Source organism: Agromyces aurantiacus, from assembly GCF_016907355.1.
GTDB classification, from domain to species: Bacteria; Actinomycetota; Actinomycetes; order Actinomycetales; family Microbacteriaceae; genus Agromyces; species Agromyces aurantiacus.
Genome location: NZ_JAFBBW010000001.1, coordinates 1,402,959 through 1,424,708, shown reverse-complemented (window position 1 = coordinate 1,424,708; position 21,750 = coordinate 1,402,959). Strand labels below are relative to the sequence as shown.

The window sequence follows — 21,750 nt, the reverse complement described above, 5'->3', positions numbered from 1 at the left end:
AGCGATTTCTCATTACGAGGGAAGGGGATCGATGCGCGTCGTCGTCACCGGGTCATCCGGCCGCCTCGGGCGCTCGCTCGCCACCGGGCTCGCGGCCACCGGCCACGAGGTGGTCGGCCTCGACCGCGCCGCGGCCGGGCTCGACGGCGTCGACGAGCGCACGGTCGACCTCGCCGCCCCGGGCGCTGCCGCCGACGCGATCGCCGAGGCCCGCCCCGACGCGCTCGTGCACCTCGCCGGCATCGCCGTGCCGTTCAGCGCGCCGGAGCGCGACATCCTCCTCGTCAACACCGCGCTCGCGCACGACGTGCTCTCGGCAGCGGCATCCGCTCGGGTCGGTCGCGTGCTCGCCGCGTCGAGCCCGACGCCCATCGGGTACTCGTCCCCCGCCTGGCGCGCCGCCGCCGTGCCCATCGACGAGACCCACCCGCTCCGACCGGCGAACGCCTACGCCCTGTCGAAGGTGGTGATCGAGGAGACCGTGCGGATGTTCGCGCGCACCGCCCCCGGAGCGTACGGGTTCTTCCGCCCCTGCTACGTGATCTCGCCCGAGGAATGGACCGGCGCGCCGACCCAGCAGGGGCACACGGTCGCCGAGCGCCTCGCCGACCCCGCGCTCGCGGCCGTCAGCCTCTTCAACTACGTCGACGCGCGCGACGTCGCCGGCTTCGTGGACGCGTGGCTCGCCGCGCCCGCCGACGCGATCGACGGCGAGGGCTTCTTCGTCGGCGCCGCCGACGCGCTCGCCGAGCGGCCCGTCTCCGAGCTGTGGCGCGAGTTCGCGCCCTCCCTCGGCCCGGCCGCCGACAGGCTCGTCGGCACCGCGCCCGTCTTCTCGATCGCGAAGGCGCACGACCGCCTCGGCTGGTCGCCGCGCCGAGACTGGCGCAGCGAGCTCGCCGACGCCGCGGCATCCACGGCGCGGAGCGCGCCGGAGCAGGCCACCACCCACGGAACGAGGACCGCATGACCAGGCCCGACCGCCGACTCGACTTCGACGGGGTGCTGTTCTTCCCCGTCACACCGTTCGACGCCGACGGCCGCGTCGACCTCGACGTGCTCGCGGAGCACCTCCACACGCGGCTGCCGTTCGGGCCGGGCGGCGTGTTCCCGGCGTGCGGCACGGGCGAGTTCCACGCGCTCTCGGCGCGCGAGGCGATCGACGTCGTGCGCACGAGCGTCGGGGTCGTCGCCGGGCGCGTCCCCGTGATCGCCGGCGCCGGCGGCCCGCTCGGGCACGCGACCGAGCTCGCGCGCGGCGCGGCCGACGACGGCGCCGACGGACTGCTGCTGCTCCCGCCGTACCTGGTCTCGGGCACCGCCGACGGGCTCGTCGCCTGGGTCGAGGCGGTCGCCGCGGCATCCGACCTGCCCGTCATCGTCTACCACCGCGGCACCGCGCGCTACACGGCCGAGGCGGTCACGCGACTCGCCGCGAACCCGAAGGTCGTGGGCTTCAAGGACGGCACGGGCGACATCGGCCTCGCTCAGGAGATCGTGCTCGCCGCCGAGGACGCGGGCCGCGACGACTGGGCGTTCTTCAACGGCCTGCTCACCGCCGAGCTCAGCCAGGGCGCGTACCGCGGCATCGGCATCCCGCTGTACTCGTCGGCCGCGTTCGCGATGATCCCCGAACTCGCGTCGCTGCACTACCGGGCCTACGTCGATGGCGACGAGCCGACCCGGATGGCGCTCCTGCGCGAGTTCTACACTCCGCTCGTGCGGCTGCGCGACGAGACCCCGGGCTTCGGGGTGTCGCTCATCAAGGCCGGCCTCCGACTGCGCGGACTGCCCGTCGGGTCGGTGCGCCCGCCGTTGGTGGACCCGACCGCCGAGCAGGAGTCCCGTCTGCGCGACCTCCTGGAGGGCGGGCTCGAGCTCGCCGCCGCGCTCGCCGCGCGATTCGCCGCCGCCGAGGCGTCCGCGCGATGACCGCCGCGATCGCCCGCCTCGCCACCCGGGCGATCCGCATCCCGCTGCGCCGACCGTGGGGCCCCGACGTGCGCGACCTCACCGTGATCGAGGTCGAGGTCGAGGACGCCGACGGCGCGATCGGCCACGGCTTCTCGTGGACGCCCACGATCGGCGCCGCGGCCGTGCAGGCCCACCTCGACCACGACATCCGCGCGTTCGCGCTCCGACGGTCGGCCGACGCATCCGCGCTCTGGGACCCGCTCTGGACGCACCTGCACGAGGGCGGGGGCGGCGGCATCACGACCATCGCGATGGCCGGCCTCGACCTCGCGCTGTGGGACCTCGCCGCGCGCCGCGCCGGACAGCCGCTCACCGACCACCTCGGCCGGCATCACGAGACGGCGACCGTGTACGGCAGCGGCGTCAACCTGCACTACCCGCAGGACGAGCTCGTGGCGCAGGCCCGGCGCTGGGTCGCCGCGGGCTTCGACGCCGTGAAGGTCAAGGTCGGCAGCCCCGACCTCGCACGCGACGTCGAGCGCATCGCCGCGGTGCGCGAGGTCGTCGGCCCGCGCCGGCGCCTGATGATCGACGCGAACCAACGCTGGGACCTCGAGCGGGCCGAGCGCGCGATCGGCGAGCTCGCCGCGTTCGACCTGACCTGGATCGAGGAGCCGCTGCGCGCCGACGACCTCGCCGCGCACGTCGCGCTGCGCCGCCGCATCGACGTGCCCGTCGCGCTCGGCGAGAACCTGTACACCCGGTACCGCTTCGCCGAGTTCATCGACGCCGGCGCCGTCGACCTCGTGCAGCCCAACGTCGTGCGCGTCGGCGGCATCACGCCGTTCCTGCGGATCGCCGAGCTCGCCGCCGACCGCGGCGTCGACCTCGCGCCGCACCTGCTGCTCGAGGTCTCGGCGCAGCTCGCGCTCGCGCTGCCCGGCGAGCACCTCGTGGAGGCCGTCGAGGATGCGTCGTTCGAGGCGCTCGGCGCACTCGCCGAGGCGTCGCCCGTCGCGGTCGCGGGCGCCACGGTGTCCACCACCGGACGGCCCGGCCTCGGCGTACGCTTCACGAGCGAGCAGGCGGATGTCGCGGCATCCGCTCGACCCACGGAGGAACCATGACCGACACCGCCGCTGCCGTCGCTTCCCGCACGGGCGACACGACGCCCGCCGAGCTCGACGAGGCGGCTGCGGCCGCCCGCCGCGCCTTCGCGGTGACCGTCGCCTCGACCGCTGACGAGCGCGCCGCGTGGCTGCGCGCGACCGCCGACGCGCTCGACGCCGCACGCGACGAGCTCGTGCCCCTCGCCGACGAGGAGACCCGCCTCGGCAGCGCGCGCCTGACCGGCGAGGTCGCACGCACCACCGCGCAGCTGCGCCTCTTCGCCGACGCGATCCTCGAGGGCTCCTACCTCGAGGCCACGATCGACCACCCCGACCCCACCACGATCCCGCCGCGGCCCGACCTGCGTCGCATGCTCCGCCCGCTCGGACCGGTCGCCGTGTTCGGCGCCTCGAACTTCCCGTTCGCATTCTCGGTCGCCGGCGGCGACACGGCCTCGGCGCTCGCCGCCGGCTGCCCCGTGATCGTCAAGGGCCACCCCGCGCACCCGCGGCTCTCGCGCCGCACCGCCGAGGTCGTCGCCGACGCGCTCGTCGGCGCCGGCGCGCCCGAGGGGGTCTTCGCGCACGTCGAGGGCCACGAGACCGGCATCGCGCTCGTGCAGCACCCCGAGATCCGCGCCGTCGGGTTCACGGGGTCGCTCCACGGCGGTCGCGCGCTGTTCGACCTCGCGCAGCGGCGGCCCGACCCCATCCCCTTCTACGGCGAACTCAGCGCCGTGAACCCCGTGCTCATCACGGGCGCCGCGCTCGAGGCGCGCGCCGACGAGCTGGCTGCCGGCCTCGCCGGCTCGTTCACGCTCGGCGCCGGGCAGTTCTGCACGAACCCGGGCGTGGTGCTCGTGCCCGCGGGCTCGGGCTTCGCCGAGCGCGTCGCCGCCGCCGTGGCCGCGACGTCGGCCGTGCCCATGCTGACCGACGGCATCGCCGCGGCCTTCGCGAACGGCGTCGCCGGGCTCGCCGGCCACGCCGACGTCGAGGTCGTCGCGGGCGACCCCGCGCAGCAGCCCGGCAGCGGCGCGCCCGTCGTCCTGCGCACCACCACCGCCGCGGTGCTCGCGGACCCCGGCGCGCTCCTTCACGAGTGCTTCGGGCCCTCGACGCTGATCGTCGAGTACGCGGATGCCGCGGACGCGCTCGCCGCCGTGCGCGCCGTCGGCGGCAGCCTCACCGCGACCGTGCACGCGCAGCCCGGCGAGGAGGTCGCACCGATCGTCGAGGTGCTCGCCGAGGTCGCCGGACGCGTGCTGTTCACGGGCTGGCCGACGGGCGTCGCGGTGAGCTGGGCGCAGCAGCACGGCGGTCCGTGGCCGGCGACGACCACGATCCACACCTCGGTCGGCGTCACGGCCCTCCGCAGGTTCCTGCGGCCGCTCGCCTTCCAGGACGCTCCGGATGCCGCGCTGCCCGCCGAGCTCCGCGACGCGAACCCGCTCGGCATCCCTCGCCGGGTGAACGGCGTGCTCGTCCTGCCGGGGCATCCCGAGCCGGTCGCCTGAGTGGGCGTCGCCGCCTACCTCACCGCCGCGACCCCGCCGCGGCTCGCCGTCGGCGGCATCACGGTCGCCATCCCCGTGCTCGCGGTCGAGCAAGGCGCCGGCGTCGCGCTGGGAGGGCTGCTCGCCGCTGCCGCGCTCGGGCCGAGCATCGTCGCCGCGCCGGTCGCGGGGGCGCTGCTCGACCGGTCGCGCCGCCCCGGCGCCCTCCTCGCCGGCGCGGGCGTCGTGATCGCCTCGGCCTACGTCGTCGCGTCGTTCCTCGGGCCGGTGCCGGCCTGGGTCGTCGCGCTCGCGCTCATCGCCGCGGGCGCCGCGACGCCGTTCGTGTTCGGCGGGCTGTCGAGCTTCGTCACCGAGGGCATCCCCGACGAGCGCCGCGCGTACGCGATCGACGCGCTCGCCTACAACCTCGGCGCGGTCGCCGGGCCGGCCGCCGTCGCCGCGGCCGCGGCGCTCGGCTCGGCGCGCATCGCGACGCTCGTCATGGCCGGCAGCGCCCTGCTCGGCGCGGCCGGCACGATCCCGCTCCGGCTCAGGCCGCTCGCGGGCGCACACGAACCGGCCTCCTTCTTCGGCACGATCGCCGCCGGGTTCCGGCACATCGCCACGCACCGACCGCTCGCGGTCATCACCGCGAGCGGCACGCTCAGCCAGTTCGGCGCCGGGGGCCTCGCGATCGCCGCGGTCGCGCTCTCGGTCGCACGCACCGGCGACCCCGGCGAGGGCGCGATCATCGTCACGTCGTTCGCGATCGGCGGCCTGCTCGGCGCGCTCTGGAACTCGCGGCGGCCGCCGCGCCGCTCTCCCGAGTGGGTCATGGGGTGGGGCTTCGCCGCGACCGGGCTGCTGACGATCGTCGCCGCGTTCGACCTCGGGCCGACCTGGGCGATCGCGGCGATCGGCGCGTCCGGCCTCTTCACCGCGCCGAGTGCGGCCGCGATGCTGCTGATCCGCAAGCAGCAGAGCCCGCCTGAGCTGCGCTCCCAGGTCTTCACCGTGGGTGCGGGCCTGCGGGCGGCCGCCGCGGCTGCGGGGGCCGCCGTCGCCGGCCTCGCGGCGGGCGTCGGCGCCGAGGCGCTCATCGTCGCGATCGGCGTGGTGTGGGTCGCGTCGGGCGCGATGCTGCTGGCCTACCCCGCCGGCGCGCCGTCGATCGACGGCGAGGGCTGAGGCGTCCGGGTTCAGCCGGCGTTGGTGAAGACCACCGTCTCGTAGGAGAAGGACGGAGCGGTCTGCATGGTCAGCGAGCCCGCGTCGGCGACCGACCATGCCTCCTGCCACGTGATCGACTCGCCCGGCAGGATGGGCGTGGTCGGCGGGATGCCGACCTGCCCGCCCTCGGCGCCCACGTCGATGATCCGCGTGGCCTCGGTTCCGCCCGACGACAGCGTGGAGAGCACCACCGGCTGCACGTTCTCGGTGGAGCCGTTCGTGATGGTGAGCGTGAACACGAGGTCCTCCGCCTGGTCGGCTCCGGCCGCGAGGTCCGACGGGGTGAAGGGCTCGGGCGCCGACACCGTCATGGTCACGCCGTCCTCCCATTCCATCGTGTCGCCGAACGCGAGGCCCTCGGTCGGCGCCACCGATTCCTCGGGCGCCTCGGTGGCCGACTCGGTCGGCACGGGCGTGCCGAACTCGCTCTCGAGCCCCTCGCGGATCTCCTCCTGGATGACGCCGGAGTCCACGAGCTGCCCGAACACGTTGAAGACGACGACGGCGGCGACGACCGCGCCGACGATCGCCCCGACGATCGAGACGATGAGTCCGGTGATGGCGGGCCACTTCCGCCCCTTCAGGAACAGCCCGACGATCGAGAGGATGAACCCGATCGGCAGGAGGATCCACGCCACGACCTGGACGAACGGGATGCACGCGAAGACGAACCCGACCACGGCGACGACGAACCCGATGATGCCGACCACGTTCGGGCCGGACGGCTCGCCGCCCGCGCCCGGCGCTGGAGGCGGGCTCATCGTGGTCGTGGTGCCGTAGGCCGCGGCGCCGGAGGGCGCGGCCCCGTACGGCTGGGCGGAATACTGCTGCGTGGGCGCCTGGTCGGCGAGCGGCGCCGTTCCGTAGACGGCGGTGGGCGTCTGGTCGGCCGGCGTCGCCGGGTAGGCGGCGGTCGCGCCCTGGTCGGCGGGTGCGAGCGGGGCGGTGTGCTCGGTCCACTGCGTCCCGTCCCAGTACCGCAGGGCGCCCCGGCCGTCGTCGTACCAGCCGGCAGGAGGGTTCGCGGGATCGGTCATGCTCGCGATGCTGCCAGCCCGCGGTCGGCGCCGTGGGGCCGAAAGGCCCGCCATGCGGCATCCGCTCACCGGTTCCCAGCGAGCGGATGACGCGACATCCTCCCCCGGTCAGACCCCGAGGTCGAGGTCCTCGATCCGCACCGGTGCACCGGTCTCGAGCGACCGATTGCCCGCGATGCCCACCGACACCGCGCGCACACCGTCGGCGTAGCCGGCGACCCGGACGAGGGGCTCGTCGCCGGTCACCCGGTCGAACAGGTGCCGGAGCAGGTAGGCATCGCCGCCGCCGTGGCTGCCGATGCCCTCGGGGATCTCGACGACCTGCGCGCCCTCCCAGTGCCGCTGCAGCACGAGCCGCTCGATGTCGGGCCTGACCTCGTCGACCGGCGAGTGGTCGGGGTGCATGCTGGGGTCGACGACCACGCGGCCGTCGTCGCCGATGAGCACGGCGCCGCGCTCGACCACCTCGAGCTCGGCACGCCCCTCGGTGCCGTTCACCGTGACGCGGTAGCCCTCCCAGGGCGCGTGCGCGTTCAGCGAATAGCTCAGGGTCGCGCCGGAGTCGTAGTCGACGAGGGCGGCGAGGTTGTCCTCGATGGTGATGCCCGGATCGAAGACGTCGCGGTCGCGCAGGTAGCCGTCGTGGTGCTCCTGGTCGAGGTAGAGCTCCTTGAGGCGCGCGTCGGACGCGAGGTCGAGGGAGAACGGGTCGGATGCCGCGGCGCCGGTGCCGCCGGGGGTGCGGGTGCCGCGCGCCGGGCGCTCGCCGAGCCCGCGCGCCGCCGCGTTCTCGGCGCCGTAGAAGCGCAGGCCGCCGCTCGCGAACACGCGCACGGGCGCGGCGGCGATCCACCAGTTGACGAGGTCGAAGTGATGCGAGGCCTTGTGGATGAACAGCCCGCCCGATTTCGCCTTGTCACGATGCCAGCGCCGGAAGTAGTCGGCGCCGTGCACGGTGTCGAGCGCCCACTCGAAGTGCACGCTCGTGACCTGCCCGATGCGGCCCTCGGCGATCACGCGCCGCAGGGTCGAGTTGCGCGGGCTGTACCGGTAGTTGAACGTCGTGATGACCTCGCGGCCGGTCTCGGCGATGGCCGCGCCGATGCGGCGCACGCTCTCGGCGTCGATCGTGAGCGGCTTCTCGACGACGACGTCGGCGCCGGCGCGCAGGGAACGGACGATGTAGTCGGCGTGCGTGAAGTCGGGCGTCGTGATGATGACGCGGTCGAGATGCTCATCGGCGACCATGCGCTCGAGGTCGTCGGTCGCGTAGCGGGTCGGGGCCGGATGTCCCGCCGCGACGACCTCGCGCTCGTACACGTCGAGCCGCCCCGGGTTCACGTCGGCCCAGGCGACGAGCTCGGCGATCCCGGGCACGTGCTCGGCGCCCAGCACTGTGCCGGTGAGCGCGCCGATGTACATGCCCGCGCGACTGCCGGTGCCGACGAGTCCGTATCGTTCGCGCTGGGTCATCACTGCTCCACTCGGGTCGGTTCGACGAGAAAGCGATTTCCCGCCGCTCGCGGCGCGGGGTGCGCCATCCGCTCCGACGCGCCGGGAAAGCGCTATCTCACTGCGCTACCATTCATACCATCCCAGTGTCGGGCGGCCAAACCTCACGGGAGCCGACGACCGCGGAGAGTAGCATCGAGGCGCCCGACGGGCGCGACCACCTGGAGGACCCATGAACGGCGACACCACGCGGAGCGCCCCCGCGACGCTGCACGACGTGGCCCGCGAAGCCGGGGTCTCGCTCGCGACCGCCTCCCGCTCACTCAACGGCAGCACGCGCAAGGTCAACGAGGAGTACCGCCAGCGCGTGCTCGCCGCCGCCGCGAAGCTCGACTACTCCCCCAACCTCTCCGCGCAGGCCGTCGCCCGAGGCACGACGACGACCGTCGCGCTCCTCGTCGCCGACATCGCCGACCCCTACTTCTCGCAGATCGCCGCGGGCGTCGTCCGCGAGGCCGACCGCGAGCGCCTCATCGTCACCATGGCCGCGACCGACCGCGACCCCGAGCGCGAACTCGAACTCGTCCGGACGCTCCGCGGCCAGCGCCCCCGCGTCATGATCCTGGCCGCATCGCGCCGCGAGGGCGACCCGAACAACGACGCGCTCGAGGCCGAGCTGCGCGCGTTCGAATCCAGCGGCGGGCGCGTCGCGTTCGTCAGCAGCGCCGACCTGCCGTTCCGCGCCGTCCAGCTCGACAACCGCGCGGGCGCCGAGTCGCTCGCGCGTGAGCTCACGGAACTCGGCTACCGCCGCTTCGCCGCGGTCACGGGCGCCGAGGGCATCCGCACCGCCGACGAGCGCCTCGCGGGCTTCCGCGCCGGGCTCGAGGCCGGCGGCGGCACGCTCGAGCGCATCGTGCGCCCCGCGTTCACGCGTGACGGGGGCTACGAGGGCATGAGGGAGCTGATCGACGGCGGCCTGGACGGCGTCGAGCTCGTGTTCGCCGCGAACGACGTCATGGCCGTCGGCGCGATGTCGGCCCTGCGCGACGCCGGCCTGACCCCGGGCACGGATGTCGCGGTCGCCGGCTACGACGACATCCCCACCGTGCGCGACGTCACGCCGCCACTCACGACCGTGCGGATCCCGCTCGAGGAGGTCGGCCGCCGCGCGCTCCGCCTCGCGCTCGGCGAGGCGACCTCCGACGAGGAGGCGCCCGTGCACACCGAGGTCGTGCTGCGCGAGTCGACCCCGCGCCGCGCCTGACCCGGGTTCGGCCTCCGCCGCTCGTCCCGGCCGACGCACCGAATCCCGGGTTCACGTGGGTCGACCCGCGCGGACCCGGGACTCGGACGCCTCTCGTCCCCCTCCTGCCCGCCGCGCGCCCTGCCTTCATACCGAATCCCGGGTTCAGGCGGGTTCACCCGCAACAACCCGGGACTCGCACGCCCGCGCGCCCGCCTGCAGCAGCCGCGGCCACCACCCGCCCCCGCCGCCGCCGCCGCCGCCGGGCACGCTGCTCTCGCGCCGAATCCCGAGTTCCCGCGAGTCCACCCGCAACAACTCGGGACTCGGACCGCCCTCGTCCTCTCCTGGCCGCCGCGCACCCTGCCTTCATACCGACTCCCGGGTTCGCGCGGGTACACCCGCAGCAACTCGGGACTCGGACCGCCGCCCAGACCCCTGTGCGCCCCCGCGCGCCCTGCCTTCATACCGAATCCCGGGTTCAGGCGGGTTCACCCGCAACAACCCGGGACCCGGACCCCCGCCCGGATTCGTCTACGCCGCCGTGCACTGGGCCACTCGCCGAGTCCCGAGTTTGCGTGGGCACACCCGCAGCAACCAGGGACTTGGGCCGCTCAATGCGGGTGTTGCGCGAACCGCGAACCGTGTCATACACTCGGGTAAACGCTTTCCCGCAGCGGCGCGGCAGCCGGACCAGACGGTCCCGCGAGTCGTCCGCTCCCGGCACGAAGAGGAACCACCGTGGCAGACGCGACGACCCCGAAGACCATCGGCATCATCATGAACGGCGTGTCCGGCCGTATGGGCTACCGCCAGCACCTCGTGCGCTCGATCCTCGCGATCCGCGAGCAGGGCGGCGTGCTCCTCTCCGACGGCATCACGCGCGTGCAGGTCGAGCCGCTCCTCGTCGGCCGCAGCGAGGCGAAGCTCGCCGAGCTCGCTGCCAAGCACGGCCTCGAGCACTGGACGACCGATCTCGACGCCGCGCTCGCCGACGACCGCTGGTCGATCTACTCCGACTTCCTCGTCACCAAGGCGCGCGCGGCCGCCCTGAAGAAGGCGATCACGGCGGGCAAGGCGATCTACACCGAGAAGCCGACCGCCGAGTCGTTCGACGAGGCCCTCGAGCTCGCGCGCCTCGCGCAGGAGGCCGGCGTGAAGAACGGCGTCGTGCACGACAAGCTCTACCTGCCGGGCCTGCAGAAGCTGAAGCGCCTGATCGACAGCGGCTTCTTCGGCCGCATCCTGAGCGTGCGCGGCGAGTTCGGCTACTGGGTGTTCGAGGGCGACTGGCAGCCCGCGCAGCGGCCGAGCTGGAACTACCGCGCCGAGGACGGCGGCGGCATCATCGTCGACATGTTCCCGCACTGGAGCTACGTGCTGGAGAACCTGTTCGGCCGCGTCGAGTCGGTGTACGCCAAGGCCGTGACCGAGGTCCCCGAGCGCGTCGACGAGCGGGGCGAGACCTACCGGGCGACCGCGGATGACGCGGCCTACGCGATCTTCGAGCTCGAGGGCGGCATCACCGCGCAGCTGAACTCGAGCTGGACGACGCGCGTGAACCGCGACGAGCTCGTGGAGTTCCAGGTCGACGGCACCCACGGCTCGGCCGTCGTGGGCCTGTTCGGCTGCAAGATCCAGCCACGCAACGCGACCCCCAAGCCGGTGTGGAACCCCGACCTCGCCGACGACCACGACTACGCCGCCGACTGGATCGAGAGCCCCGGCAACCGCGACTTCCAGAACGGCTTCCAGGAGCAGTGGGAGGAGTTCATCCGCCACGTCGTCGAGGACGCCCCGAACCACTACGACTTCCTCGCCGGCGCGCGCGGCGTGCTCCTCGCCGAGGAGGGCCTGCGCTCGAACGCCGAGGGCCGCCGCATCGAGATCCCGGTCGTGACGCTCGACTCCCCCGTCGAGACGGTCGCCGTGCCGGGCGACGCGTCCGAGCTCACGGGGGCCCGCTGACCATGACCTCGCTCACCCTGCTGGGCGCGGATGGCGCGACTCGCGCCGTCGCCCTGGCCCCCGCGCCATCCTTCGCCAAGCCGCGCAGGCCGCTGCAGGCGCGCGTCGCCTATGCCGCCGCGCACGTCGTCCCGAAGGCGCACGCCGACAACACGCCGGGGCAGCCGGCCGAGATCGACTGGGACGCGACCCTCGCCTTCCGCCACCACGTGTGGTCGTGGGGCCTCGGCGTCGCGGACGCCATGGACACCGCGCAGCGCAACATGGGCCTCGATGCGGCCGCGACGCGCGAACTCATCTCCCGCAGCGCCGCCGAGGCGGCGTCGGCGGGCGGACGCCTCGTCGTCGGCGTGAATACGGACCACGTCGGCGACGAGTCCATCTCCCTCGAGCAGGTGATCGACGCCTACACGCAGCAGCTGCACCACGCCGAGGATGCCGGCGCCGGCGCCGTGCTCATGGCGAGCCGCCACCTGGCGCGCGCCGCGCAGAGCCCTGACGACTACCGTCGCGTCTACCGCGAGGTGCTGCAGCGCGCGAGCGCGCCCGTCGTGCTGCACTGGCTCGGCACCGCGTTCGACCCGGCGCTCGAGGGGTACTTCGGGTCGACCGACACGGATGCCGCGGCGGGCACGCTCCTCCAGATCATCGAGGCGAATCGCGAGAAGGTGCAGGGCGTCAAGATGAGCCTGCTCGACGCCGGCGCCGAGATCTCGGTGCGCCGACGGCTGCCCGAGTCGGCCCGGATGTTCACGGGCGACGACTTCCACTACGTCGCGCTCATCGAGGGCGACCCTTCGGCGGGCTCAGTGCGGGCTTCGCACTCCGACGCGCTGCTCGGCGCCTTCGCGGCGCTCGCGCCGAACGCGTCGGCCGCGATCCAGGCGCTCGACGCCGACGACGTCGACGCCTACCGCCGCATCCTCGGCCCGACGGAGGAGCTCTCGCGCCAGGTCTTCGCCGCTCCCACGTACTACTACAAGACCGGCGTGGCGTTCCTCTCGTGGCTGAACGGCCACCAGCCGGCGTTCCAGATGGTCGGCGGCCTGCACGCCGCCCGCAGCCTCCCCCACCTCTCGCGCATCGTCGAGCTCGCGAACGGCTCGGGCGCGCTCGAGCGCCCCGAGCTCGCGGCGGCCCGCTGGCACGAGCTGCTGACGATCAACGGCATCGACACGAGCACGGCGCGCGTCGAGCCGGCGCAGGCGGATGACGCGTCCGACCCCGCCGCGTCCGACCCCGCCGCCGCCCCGGCCACCGCGGGGGTCCCGGCATGAGCGCTCATCCGAGGCTCTCGCTGAACCAGGCGACGATCAAGCACGCGTCCCTGCAGGAGGCGCTCGACGTCACGGCTGCGGCAGGCTACCAGGCCATCGGCCTGTGGCGCGAGCCCGTCGCCGAGGTGGGCCTCGCCGAGGCATCCGCTCGCCTGGCCGACTCGGGGCTGCGTTTCACGAGCCTCTGCCGCGGCGGGTTCTTCACGATGCCCGAGGGCCCCGACCGTCGCGCGTCGATCGACGACAACCGGCGCGCGATCGAGGAGACCGCGACGCTCGCGGCCGCCGGGGCGCCCGGTTCGACGGCCGTGCTGGTGCTCGTCGCGGGCGGCATCCCCGAGGGTTCCACCGACCTGATCGGCGCCCGTTCACGGGTCGCCGACGCCCTCGCCGAGCTCGCGCCCATCGCCGAGGCGGCCGGCGTGCAGCTCTCGATCGAGCCGCTGCACCCGATGTACGTCTCCGACCGGGCCGTCGTGTCGACGCTGAAGCAGGCCCTCGACCTCGCGGCACCGTTCGCGCCCGAGGTCGTCGGCGTCGAGGTCGACACCTTCCACGTCTGGTGGGATCCCGAGGCGCTCGACCAGATCGCGCGCGCCGGTCGCGAGGGCCGCATCGCGAGCTACCAGGCGTGCGACTGGAAGGCGCCGCTGCCGGCCGACGTGCTGCTCGCGCGGCACTATCCCGGCGACGGCGCGGTCGACTTCGCGTCGTTGACGCGCGCCGTCGAGGCGACCGGCTACGACCGCGACATCGAGGTCGAGCTGTTCAACGCCGACATCTGGGCCGCGCCGTTCGCCGAGGTCGCCGAGCGCACCGCGGAATCCTTCGAGGCCGCGGTCGCCCCGCACCTCGCCGCCGCACCCGCCCCGGCGGTCCCGGTCAGTCCAGGCGTGTGATCGCCGGCAGGCGATAGGTGCCGTCGAGCACCGCCGACCGCGGCTGGTAGATGCGCACCATCGGCCGGAAGTCCCCCGCCGGCGTCGGCAGCCAGTTCGCCGCGGCATCCGCCTCGGACGGTCGCTCGTGCTGCATGCGGATCACGAGCGATCCGTCGGCGGCGCGCACGAGGCCGGGCGTGCGGTCCCCGATCGAGTACCGGTCGATCGGGTTCTCGACGAGCAGGAAGTCGGGCATCGAGTACATCGTGATCGACCAGAACGCGTCGGCGGGCGGCGGCTCCTCGAGCCGGAGCTCGTACGCGTGCGCGCCGGTCAGCTGCCGCCCGTCGGCGTCGACGAAGACCTCGCCGTACACGGCCTCGTACCCGTGGTTGCCCCAGAGCCCGTTGCGGGCCGACCGGGCGCGGGTCTCGTAGGCCTGCGTCCGGTCGGCGATGCGCCACTCGGGCGCGTCGAGCGTGCCGATGCCGAAGTGGTCGAGGTTGTAGTCGAAGGCGTGCACGAGCAGGTTCCACCCGTTCACGGCCGCCGAGGTGTCGGGCTTCGAGAGCTCCTCGATGCGGTTGCGCCCCTCGGCGGTCGCGTGGGCGAGGTGGGCGTCGAGCTCGCGCGCGACGATGCCGAAGGGGTTGCCGGGGTCGGCGAGCCCGTACGGCGCGAAGCGGGCCAGGTACTCGCGATCGGCCTCGGCGGGCGGGAACGCCTGGCTCCACGCGCGCATGAGCTCCCACGGGCGCAGGTGCTCGGGCAGCTGGGCGGCGTGCCCGGCGGGGATGCCGCGGAGGGGGCCGTTGCCGGGCAGCGGCTCGAGCGTGAGCCCCGCCTGGATGCCCGCGACGCGCGGCAGGTCGTCCTCGCCGTCGACGGCGAGCCGGCCGACGATCGCGGCGACGTCGGTCGGCGACTCGATCACGCGCACTCCGTCCGGCACGGCGCCGTCCCAGCCGGGCGGGACGATGAGGAACTCGCCCTCGGCCGTGCCGGTCGCGCGGCGCCCGATGTACGCGAAGTTGTTCGTCCAGGCGTCGACGAACTGCAGCACGTAGTAGGCGCCGTCGGTGTCGGGCACGTGCAGGCGCACGGGACCGCCCGAGAGGTCGAGGAAGGCGAGCGCGTAGAGCGTGTCGTTGTTCACGCTCACGAACGCGTCCTCGGGCGTGCCGAGCCGCGGGGCGAACGCGAACCGGTTCCATCCGGGCGCCGGCAGCGCCGACCCCATGCCGTGCTCCGCGATCGCCTGGATAGAGGAGAGGTTGTAGACGAGCGGATACCCGAAGACGTAGCCGTCCACGAGCAGTCGTTCGGTCGAATCCATGTGCCGCACCCCCGGGAGCGGGCTCCCCTGAGCCCGTTCCCGTCAGGCTAGCGGGATCACGCCGACTGCACGCGGTGGAGCTGCGCGTAGCGCCCGCCCGCGGCGACGAGGTCGTCGTGGCTGCCGGTCTCGACGATGCGGCCGTGTTCGAGCACGACGATGCGGTCGGCCGAGCGGATGGTGCTGAGCCGGTGCGCGACGACGAGCGTCGTGCGTCCGCGCATGAGCCTGGCGAGCGCCTCCTTGACCTTCGCCTCCGACTCGGGGTCGAGCGCGCTCGTCGCCTCGTCGAGCAGCAGCACGCGGGGGTCGCGCACGAGCGCCCGCGCGATCGACAGTCGCTGCCGCTGGCCCCCCGAGAGCCGCGCGCCGCGCTCCCCCACGATGGTGTCCCAGCCCCGCGGCTGGGACTCGACGATCTCGAGCGCGTTGGCGTCGCGCAGGGCGGCGAGCACGCGTTCGTCGTCGACCTCGCCGAGCCCGTAGACGATGTTGTCGCGGATGCTGCCCTCGAAGAGCACCGACTCCTGCGGCACGACCGAGACGAACCGGCGGAAGGTGCGAAGGTCGAGTTCCTGCATGTCGACGCCGTCGAGCCGCACGCGCCCGCGCGTGGGCCGGAGGAAGCCGAGCACGAGGTTGAGCAGGGTCGACTTGCCGGAGCCCGAGGAGCCCACGAACGCGACCGTCTCGCCGGGTCGGATCTCGAGCGTGACGTCGTCGAGCGCGGGCGGTTCGCCGAACTCGTAGCGCACCTCGGCGCGTTCGAGGCGGATGTCGCCCGCTACGCGCTCGACGGGCCGCTTGCCCTCGTTGAGCTCGAGGTCGGGTTCCTGGAGCACCTCGGCGATGGATCGGACGGATTCGGTGCCGCGCGCGATGATCGGCAGGAGCATGAGCAGGCCCGTCGCGGCCTGGGTGAGCAGCGCGAAGTAGGAGCTCAGCAGCACGACCTGCCCGGCCGTGATCGGCAGCCATCCGCTCACCGAGATCCAGGCCGCGAGCACGAGGCATCCGACGCCGAGGAGCTGCAGCGACACCCACGAGAGCGACGCGAACCGGCCGTTGAGCAGGTCGAGCGCGAAGCCGGCCTGCCGCACGCCGTCGGCGCCGTGCGCGACGCGCCGCACCGCGACCCGCTCGAGCCCGTGCGCGCGCGTGATGGGCAGCAGCGTCGCCATCTCGCCGACGCGCGCCGAGAACTCCTCGACCTCGCGCCGGAAGGATTCGTTCCGCGCGCGGCTGCGGCGGTTGAGGATGGCGCGGAGCAGCACCGCGAGCGGGATCGCGAGCGCGTAGACCGGCAGGAACTGCGGCACGTTGATCGCGGTCATGGTGATCGCCCCCGCGAGCACCATGGTCGCCGAGAGCAGCGGGTGTGCGGCCTGCTGGAGCATGACCTCGACGTTCTCGACGTCGCGAACGACCTTGGTCTGCACGATCGCCGAGTTGGCCCGGGTATGGAAGCCGATCGAGAGCGCCTGCAGACGCTCGGCGAGCGCGTTCCGCAGGTCTCGCCCGATGTCGCGCACGGCGCCCATGAAGAGGCGCGTGTAGGCGACGTGGTTGGGGTAGTTCTGCACGAGCGCGACCAGGGCGATGCCGGCCCAGAGGGCGAGGGAGCGCAGCGGGCCGCCGGCCACCACGACGTCGATGATCTGGGCGGTGACCACCGGCATGAGCCAGAGCGGGGTGTCCTTCAGCGCGAAGAAGCCGACGGATGCCGCGACGCGGCCGCGATGCATGGCCAGGAGCGTGAGCAGGCTGCGGGTGGGACGGCGGCCGTCCACGGCTCGCTCGATCTGGGAAAACGCTTGCCAATGCATGTGCTCCATTCTGCCGCCGCGCGGGCACCCGCGCCATCCCCGTCTCCCCCATCGGGGCGGCACCCGGACGTGGGAGCGCTCTCCTCCAACAGCCCCGGGCGTTACGGAAGCGTTATGCGGGTCTGTTGGGCTCCACAGCGAAGAGGAGGAACATGGCCCCTGCCGCCGCCGAGGACGACGACGGCACCCGGAGGGGTCGACCTCACCTGTAGGGGAGAGACATGAGAACGACATCCTTGGTCTCCGCCGCCGCGATCGCCGGTGCCTCGGCGCTGCTGCTGGCGGCCTGTTCGAGCGGCGACTCGGGCGGCGGCGACGGAGGAGGCGAGGCCGCCACGCGCGCCTGCGTCATCCTGCCCGACGCCGCCTCATCGCCGCGCTGGGAGAACTTCGACCGGAAGTACCTCGAGCAGGGCCTGGCCGACGCGGGCTTCGAGACCGACATCCAGAACGCCCAGGGCGACACCAACAAGTACGCCACCATCGCCGACCAGCAGCTCAGCAAGGGCTGCGGCGTGATGCTCCTCGTCGACTACAACGGCGCGGGCGCCGCGGTCGCCGAGAAGGCCAAGGCCGAGGGCATCCCGGCCATCGCGTACGACCGCCCGATCGAGGGCGCCGACTACTACGTGTCGTTCGACAACGTCGAGGTCGGCCGGCTCGAGGGGCAGTCCATCGTCGACGGCCTGAAGGCCGCGGGCAAGGACCCGGCGACGGCCGTCGTCGTCTACATGGGCGGCGACCCGGCCGACGGCAACGCGAAGATGTTCCACGACGGCGCCGTCGAGGTCATGGAGGCCGCGGGCATCAAGCCGGCCGCCGAGCCGCCGGGCGTGTGGGACGGCGACAAGTCGGCGACCAACTTCGAGCAGGCGCTCACCTCGCTCAACGGCAAGGTCGACGCCGTGTGGGTCGCCAACGACACCAACGCGGCGGGCGTCATCACGGTGCTCGACAAGAACAACCTCGTCGTACCGGTCTCCGGGCAGGACGCCTCGATCGCGGGCCTGCAGAACGTGCTGCTCGGCAAGCAGACGGCCACCGTCTACAAGCCGGTCAAGCTCGAGGCCGAGGCCGCGGTCGACCTGGCGGTGTCGCTGCTCAACGGCGAGACGCCCACGGCCGACCAGGAGCTCGAGGACGGCACGCCGTACATCGCGGTGACGCCGCAGCTCGTCGGGCCCGAACAGGTCAAAGACGTCGTCGACGCCGGCGACGCCGACCCGGCCGAGCTCTGCCAGGGCGAGGTCGCGGCCAAGTGCGACGAGTTCGGCATCGACTACTAGCACGCACACCCACGGAGGGGGCTCCGGCCCGGCGCACCGCCGCGGTCCGGAGCCCCGCTCCGTCATCCGACATCGCCGGGACTCCCACCCGGGGTCCGGCGGTGCCACACTGAGAGCCGAGACAGCGTCGTCGGAAAGGAACCGGCATGGACACCGGCAGGGAATCGGCCGCCCCCATCATCGAGCTGGAGGGGATCCTCAAGAGCTTCGGACCCGTCAGCGTGCTGAAGGGCGTCGACATGAAGGCGTACCCGGGCAAGGTCACGGCGCTCGTCGGCGACAACGGCGCGGGCAAGTCCACGCTGATCAAGGGACTCGCCGGGGTGCAGCCCTACGACGGCGGCGTCGTCCGCTTCGACGGCGAGGAGATCGTGCTGCACACGCCCCGCGACGCGTCGCGGCTCGGTATCGAGGTGGTGTACCAGGACCTCGCACTGTGCGACAACCTCGACATCGTCCAGAACATGTTCCTCGGCCGCGAGGAGACCGAGTTCGCCACGTTCGACGAGGGACGAATGGAGAAGGAGGCCTCCGACACCCTGCGTTCGCTGTCGGTGCGCACGGTGAAGTCGGTGCGCCAGAAGGTCGCGAGCCTCTCCGGCGGCCAACGGCAGACCGTCGCGATCGCCCGCGCCGTGCTCAAGAAGGCGCGCGTCGTCATCCTCGACGAGCCGACCGCCGCGCTCGGCGTCGCGCAGACCGAGCAGGTCCTGCACCTCGTCGAACGCCTCGCCGAGCAGGGCGTCGCGGTGATCCTCATCAGCCACAACCTGGCCGACGTGTTCGCGGTCGCCGACTACATCGAGGTGCTCTACCTCGGCCAGATGGTCGCGTCGCTCGACGCGGCCCAGACCACGCGCGACGACGTCGTCGGCTACATCACCGGAGCCAAGACCCAGGAGGGGGCGGTCGCATGACCTCGCAGCGGACGGCCGAGACGACCGACGCCGGCCCCGATCCGGTGGCCGCCGACCTCATCGGATCGGGCCAGGAGGGCGGCGTGCGCGACCAGGCGCGCGCCTACGTCCAGCGGCTCCGCAGCGGCGACATGGGCGCGCTGCCCGCCGTCGCCGGCCTCGTGGTGCTGGCGATCCTCTTCAGCTTCCTGAGCCCGTTCTTCCTCACCGAGCGCAACTTCGCGAACCTCCTCACGCAGGCCGCGACCCTCGTCATGCTCGGCATGGCGCTCGTCTTCGTCCTGCTCCTCGGCGAGATCGACCTCTCCGCGGGCGTCACGAGCGGCATGACGATGGCGCTGTTCATCGTGCTCGTGAACGTCCACGCCGTGCCGTGGCTGCTCGCCCTCGCCATCGCCTTCGCCGCCGGCATCCTGACGGGCACCTTCATCGGGTTCTTCGTCGCCAGGGTCGGCATCCCGTCGTTCGTGGTGACGCTGGGCCTGTTCCTCGGCTACCAGGGGCTCACCCTCATGATCATCGGCGCGGGCGGGCTGTACCGCGTGCAGATCCCCGAGATCCGCGCGATCCAGAACTCCAACATGCCGCCCTGGGCGGGCTGGGCGATGCTCGCCATCGTCCTCGCCGTCTCGGCCGCGACCTCGTTCTGGGACCGGGCGCGGCGCACGCGGGCGGGAGTGCCCAACCGCACGATCACGCTCGTGTGGATCAAGCTCGGCGTGATCGCCGTGGTCGGGGGCGCGGCCGTCGCGATCCTGAACCGCAATCGCGGGCAGTCGGTCGTCGACGTCGAGGGCGTGCCGATCGTCGTGCCGATCGTGCTCGTCATCCTCTGGATCGGCACGTTCGTGCTCGACCGCACCAAGTTCGGCCGGTACCTCTACGCCATCGGCGGCAACGCCGAGGCCGCCCGGCGTTCGGGCGTCAAGGTCACCCTGATCCGCTGGTCGGCGTTCATCGTCTGCTCCACGCTCGCGGTCGTCTCCGGGCTCTTCTCGATCAGCAAGGTCGGCTCGGTCGACGCGGCAGCAGGTCGCGAGATCGTGCTCTCGGGCGTCGCGGCGGCCGTGGTCGGCGGCGTGAGCCTGTTCGGCGGGCGCGGCCGGCTCCTGCACGCGGCGATCGGCGCGCTCGTGATCGCGGTGATCACCAACGGGCTGGGCCTGCTGAACCTCCCCGCGGGCGTCAACCTCGTCGTCACCGGCGGCGTGCTCGTGCTCGCGGCGACCGTCGACGCGGTGTCTCGCGTCCGCTCGGGAGGCACCGTCCTGAGGAGCTGAGCGTGCGGGCGGGGGCCCTCGGCCTCGGTACGCTGGATCGATGTCGTTCGAACCGCGCTCGATCCCGATCGACCCCGACGCCAAGGCCGCCTTGGCCGCCAAGGGCCTCGACTATCGCCTGATCGACCCCGCTGATCTCGACGCGCTCGACGGATGGATCGACGCCGACCACCGCGGGTTCCACCACGCGCGCCCGCGCGACCCGGGCCGCGCGTACGACCGCGCGGTCATGGCCGAGCGGCGAGTGCACGGCGTGTACGACGACGCGGTCCCGGAGCCCCGCGTTCCCGTGGCGACGGTGTCGAGCTGGCCGACCGGCCTCAGCGTGCCCGGCGGCCGCAGCCTCGACGGCTGGGCCGTCAGCTCGGTCACCGTGTCGCCCACGCACCGGCGCCGCGGCATCGCCCGCGCCCTCATGGAGGCCGAGCTGGCCACCGCGAAGCGCGCCGGCGCGGCCGTCGCGATGCTCACCGCGACCGAGGCGACGATCTACGGCCGGTTCGGGTACGCGCCAGCGGCGAAGGCGGTCACGGTCGAGGTCGACCGCCGGCGCGCGCACTGGGTCGGCCCCGAGGCGCCCGGCCGCGTGCACTACGTCGAGCCGGCGACGCTGCGCGACCAGGCGCCGGCGATCTCGCGCCGCGCGGTCGCCCGCACGCCCGGCGAGATCGACCGCTGGCCGGGCGTGCTCGACCGCATGCTCGGCCTCGTCGACCCCGACTCCGATGCGTCCCGGGCGCTGCGGGCGCTGCGCTACGACGACGAGCACGGCCAGCCCCAGGGATTCGCGACCTTCCGGGTGACCCGCGAACCGAACCGGCCCGGCTGGGTCGAGTTCGACGTGCTCGCGGCGGCGACCGACGATGCCGAGCGTGCGCTCTGGCGCGTGCTCGTCGAGCAGGACTTCGTCACCGGGGTGCGCGGACTCCTGCGATCGACCGACGAGCCGCTCGAGTGGCTCCTCGAGGATCCGCGTGCCGTCACCGTCTCCGAGGTCACCGATCACCTGTGGGTCCGCGTCGTCGATCCGGCGGCGGCGCTGGGCGCGCGTCGGTACGGCGCCGCGGGCGAGCTCGTGCTCGAGATCGACGACCCGCTCGGCTACGCCGCGGGGCGCTACACCCTGCTGGCGTCGGCCGACGGCCGCGCCGTCGTGCACTCGCCCCGACCCGACGGCGACGGCGACGACGGGGCGCCGAAGCGCGAGCGCTCCCGCGCCCGATCCGCCGACGCCGAGTCGGTCCCGTCCCGTGGCGCCCGCGCCGCGGCTCGCGCGGCGGAGCCGCGCTCCATCCGCCTCGACGTGCGCGATCTCGCCTCGATATACCTCGGCGGCGTGCGCCCCTCGGTGCTGGCCCGCGCCGGCCGTGTCGTCGAGGCGTCCCCCGGTGCCCTCCAGCTGGCCGACCGCATGTTCGCCTCGCCGCGCACGCCGCACCTCAGCATCTGGTTCTGACGCGTCGTCCGCTCACGCAGCATCTGGTTCTGACGC

General features: G+C 73.4%; 17 protein-coding genes. 13 read left to right on the top strand and 4 right to left on the bottom strand.

From position 1 onward, the window contains the following. Nucleotides 1-31 precede the first annotated feature (31 nt). The 5 genes from JOD46_RS06830 to JOD46_RS06810 are packed head-to-tail and all read left to right on the top strand — an operon-like array spanning nt 32 to nt 5,710. Nucleotides 32-970 (top strand): NAD-dependent epimerase/dehydratase family protein, encoded by a 939-nt coding sequence (locus tag JOD46_RS06830; protein WP_204392758.1) that lies wholly within the window; start codon nt 32-34, stop codon nt 968-970. Then, entirely contained in the window at nt 967-1,932 is a 966-nt protein-coding gene (locus JOD46_RS06825; protein WP_204392756.1) for a 5-dehydro-4-deoxyglucarate dehydratase, read from the top strand. Before JOD46_RS06830 ends, JOD46_RS06825 begins: the two co-directional genes overlap by 4 nt. After that, entirely contained in the window at nt 1,929-3,041 is a 1,113-nt protein-coding gene (locus JOD46_RS06820; protein WP_204392754.1) for a mandelate racemase/muconate lactonizing enzyme family protein, read from the top strand. Before JOD46_RS06825 ends, JOD46_RS06820 begins: the two co-directional genes overlap by 4 nt. After that, the gene (locus JOD46_RS06815) at nt 3,038-4,540 is read left to right on the top strand and encodes an aldehyde dehydrogenase (NADP(+)) (RefSeq protein ID WP_204392752.1); all 1,503 of its coding nucleotides are present in this window, start codon (nt 3,038-3,040) and stop codon (nt 4,538-4,540) included. Before JOD46_RS06820 ends, JOD46_RS06815 begins: the two co-directional genes overlap by 4 nt. Continuing rightward, on the top strand, nt 4,541-5,710 hold the full coding sequence (locus tag JOD46_RS06810; protein WP_204392750.1) for an MFS transporter: 1,170 nt from the start codon (nt 4,541-4,543) through the stop codon (nt 5,708-5,710). Between the two features lie 11 nt (nt 5,711-5,721). Here the strand turns inward: JOD46_RS06810 and JOD46_RS18515 are convergent, their stop codons facing one another. Both JOD46_RS18515 and JOD46_RS06800 read right to left on the bottom strand, forming a co-directional pair. Next, complete coding sequence (locus JOD46_RS18515; protein ID WP_239562616.1) at nt 5,722-6,789, bottom strand: DUF2510 domain-containing protein; 1,068 nt, start codon at nt 6,787-6,789, stop codon at nt 5,722-5,724. Between the two features lie 108 nt (nt 6,790-6,897). Next, on the bottom strand, nt 6,898-8,262 hold the full coding sequence (locus tag JOD46_RS06800) for a Gfo/Idh/MocA family protein (protein WP_204392748.1): 1,365 nt from the start codon (nt 8,260-8,262) through the stop codon (nt 6,898-6,900). Nucleotides 8,263-8,473: 211 nt separating this feature from the next. Here JOD46_RS06800 and JOD46_RS06795 point away from each other — a divergent pair, with 211 nt between their 5' ends. The 4 genes from JOD46_RS06795 to JOD46_RS06780 all read left to right on the top strand — a co-directional run bounded on the left by JOD46_RS06795 (nt 8,474) and on the right by JOD46_RS06780 (nt 13,631). Beyond that, a complete protein-coding gene (locus JOD46_RS06795) occupies nt 8,474-9,508 on the top strand; it encodes a LacI family DNA-binding transcriptional regulator (RefSeq protein WP_204392746.1) in 1,035 nt (344 codons plus the stop codon). A 759-nt stretch (nt 9,509-10,267) separates the two neighbouring features. After that, complete coding sequence (locus tag JOD46_RS06790; RefSeq protein WP_204396369.1) at nt 10,268-11,455, top strand: Gfo/Idh/MocA family protein; 1,188 nt, start codon at nt 10,268-10,270, stop codon at nt 11,453-11,455. 2 nt (nt 11,456-11,457) lie between these two features. Next, on the top strand, nt 11,458-12,732 hold the full coding sequence (locus tag JOD46_RS06785) for a DUF993 family protein (RefSeq protein WP_204392744.1): 1,275 nt from the start codon (nt 11,458-11,460) through the stop codon (nt 12,730-12,732). Further along, nucleotides 12,729-13,631 carry a sugar phosphate isomerase/epimerase family protein gene (locus JOD46_RS06780; RefSeq protein ID WP_204392742.1) on the top strand — a complete coding sequence of 301 codons (903 nt, stop codon included), beginning with the start codon at nt 12,729-12,731 and terminating at the stop codon, nt 13,629-13,631. The genes JOD46_RS06785 and JOD46_RS06780 overlap by 4 nt, the downstream gene beginning before the upstream one ends. On the opposite strand, the gene JOD46_RS06775 is transcribed toward JOD46_RS06780, so the two are convergent. Continuing rightward, a complete protein-coding gene (locus JOD46_RS06775) occupies nt 13,615-14,949 on the bottom strand; it encodes a DUF1254 domain-containing protein (RefSeq protein ID WP_204392740.1) in 1,335 nt (444 codons plus the stop codon). The two genes, JOD46_RS06780 and JOD46_RS06775, sit on opposite strands and share 17 nt — an antisense overlap. A 56-nt stretch (nt 14,950-15,005) precedes the next feature. Beyond that, complete coding sequence (locus tag JOD46_RS06770) at nt 15,006-16,775, bottom strand: ABC transporter ATP-binding protein (protein ID WP_204392738.1); 1,770 nt, start codon at nt 16,773-16,775, stop codon at nt 15,006-15,008. A 221-nt stretch (nt 16,776-16,996) separates the two neighbouring features. On the opposite strand from JOD46_RS06770, the gene JOD46_RS06765 reads away from it, so the two are divergent. The 4 genes from JOD46_RS06765 to JOD46_RS06750 all read left to right on the top strand — a co-directional run bounded on the left by JOD46_RS06765 (nt 16,997) and on the right by JOD46_RS06750 (nt 21,714). Further along, entirely contained in the window at nt 16,997-18,061 is a 1,065-nt protein-coding gene (locus JOD46_RS06765; RefSeq protein WP_204392736.1) for a sugar ABC transporter substrate-binding protein, read from the top strand. A gap of 146 nt (nt 18,062-18,207) precedes the next feature. Further along, nucleotides 18,208-18,978, top strand: a complete 771-nt coding sequence (locus JOD46_RS06760; protein ID WP_204392735.1) for an ATP-binding cassette domain-containing protein — start codon at nt 18,208-18,210, stop codon at nt 18,976-18,978. Beyond that, nucleotides 18,975-20,258, top strand: a complete 1,284-nt coding sequence (locus tag JOD46_RS06755) for a sugar ABC transporter permease (RefSeq protein WP_204392733.1) — start codon at nt 18,975-18,977, stop codon at nt 20,256-20,258. Before JOD46_RS06760 ends, JOD46_RS06755 begins: the two co-directional genes overlap by 4 nt. 40 nt (nt 20,259-20,298) lie before the next feature. Further along, nucleotides 20,299-21,714, top strand: coding sequence for a GNAT family N-acetyltransferase (locus tag JOD46_RS06750; RefSeq protein ID WP_204392731.1), 1,416 nt, complete (start codon nt 20,299-20,301; stop codon nt 21,712-21,714). Nucleotides 21,715-21,750: the final 36 nt, after the last annotated feature.